Raw genomic sequence first — 1,377 nt, forward strand, 5'->3', positions numbered from 1 at the left:
TACTACTTATATATTTTTATATAATTAAAAGATTTATTATTTTTCTTCAATCATCCATTTTATAAATATACCATATCCAAGAGTAGGATCATTTTCAACTGCATGAGACACAGCACCGATAATTTTATTGCCTTGAACTATAGGTGTACCACTCATACCTTGAACAACTCCACCAGTTCTAAGTAACAAGTCTTTATCTATAATTTTAAATTTTATAGTTTTAGATTGTGCAGAACGTTGATTTTCTACATTCACTATTTGGATATCATATTTTTCACATTGTAAAGAGTTATTTTGTAATATTAATTGAGCTTTACCTAATTTTATATCTTTTAAATCAGCTACTTTATATTTTTTTAAGTTTGACGTATCAAAATCTACAATATTACCTTTTATACCAAAATCAGTATTTTGAGTAAATTGACCTATAGTAGAATTTCTTTTAGCATTTATGCACCCTACATTACCTTTAGATGATTTTTGAATATCTAAATCTGTAGTAGTAGATATACATCCATTTTTAATTGGTATCTTTCTTGAAGTACCTATACTAATAGGATGCCCAACAGCAGCGAATTCTTGAGTATCTGGATTTATATAAGTTAATGTAGCAAAACCAGATAATAAATTATTGAAATTAATTTTTTCTAAATGTTCTTTATTAGTATGAATAGTCAATTTATTAGTTCCTCTTGAAACTAAAACAGATACATCTTCTTTATTATCCAAAGAACATAATATTTCAGAAAAATCATTGTAACTACTAATAGGAGTATTATTTATACTAAGAATTGCATCTCCTAAAGTAAAAGGTGAATCTTCTATATAATTTCTTACTATTATATTTTTTAACTCTGCATCAATTTGAAGCACATTTCCAATTGGTATTAAATAATCTGGTTCAGATTTTTGGTTAGATTGTGCATAAATTAAATTATTTGAGAAAAAATATAATAAAAATAAAAATGATGAAAATAAGATAAATTTTGACTTTATTAAATTTTTATATTTTGAGTTTAAATTATTAGAATTCATGAAACACCTGCTTTCTGTCAATGCTTTAATGTTATCTTGCGGTGATTTAATATTATGTTGTGCAGGATTGAAATTTTGATGCTTGGAAAACAGAAGCAATAAAACCGTAGATTACAAAAACAATAATAAATAAACAAGTTAGTCAATATAAATTGTAAAATAACAAACTAAAAAATATATATGATTTTTTTTATTCGACTATAGGCATATTTTATTTTGAAACTAACAATTAAAAACAATAATCATAAGGATTAATGGAAAGTCTGTAATATAAAAGATATAAATTTGAAAATACAAAAAGACACTTAACTAAATTTATGATTAAGTGTCTTTCCTTTTTTT

The 1,377-nt window shown here is 23.8% G+C and carries 1 protein-coding gene; it reads right to left on the reverse strand.

The genetic code is table 11. From position 1 onward, the window contains the following. Positions 1 to 36 precede the first annotated feature (36 nt). Complete coding sequence (locus JWF52_RS18915) at positions 37 to 1,035, reverse strand: SpoIVB peptidase S55 domain-containing protein (RefSeq protein WP_208335017.1); 999 nt, start codon at positions 1,033 to 1,035, stop codon at positions 37 to 39. Positions 1,036 to 1,377 lie beyond the last annotated feature (342 nt).

Source organism: Clostridium sp. CCUG 7971, assembly GCF_017590215.1.
In the GTDB taxonomy this organism is placed as follows: domain Bacteria; phylum Bacillota; class Clostridia; order Peptostreptococcales; family Peptostreptococcaceae; genus Faecalimicrobium.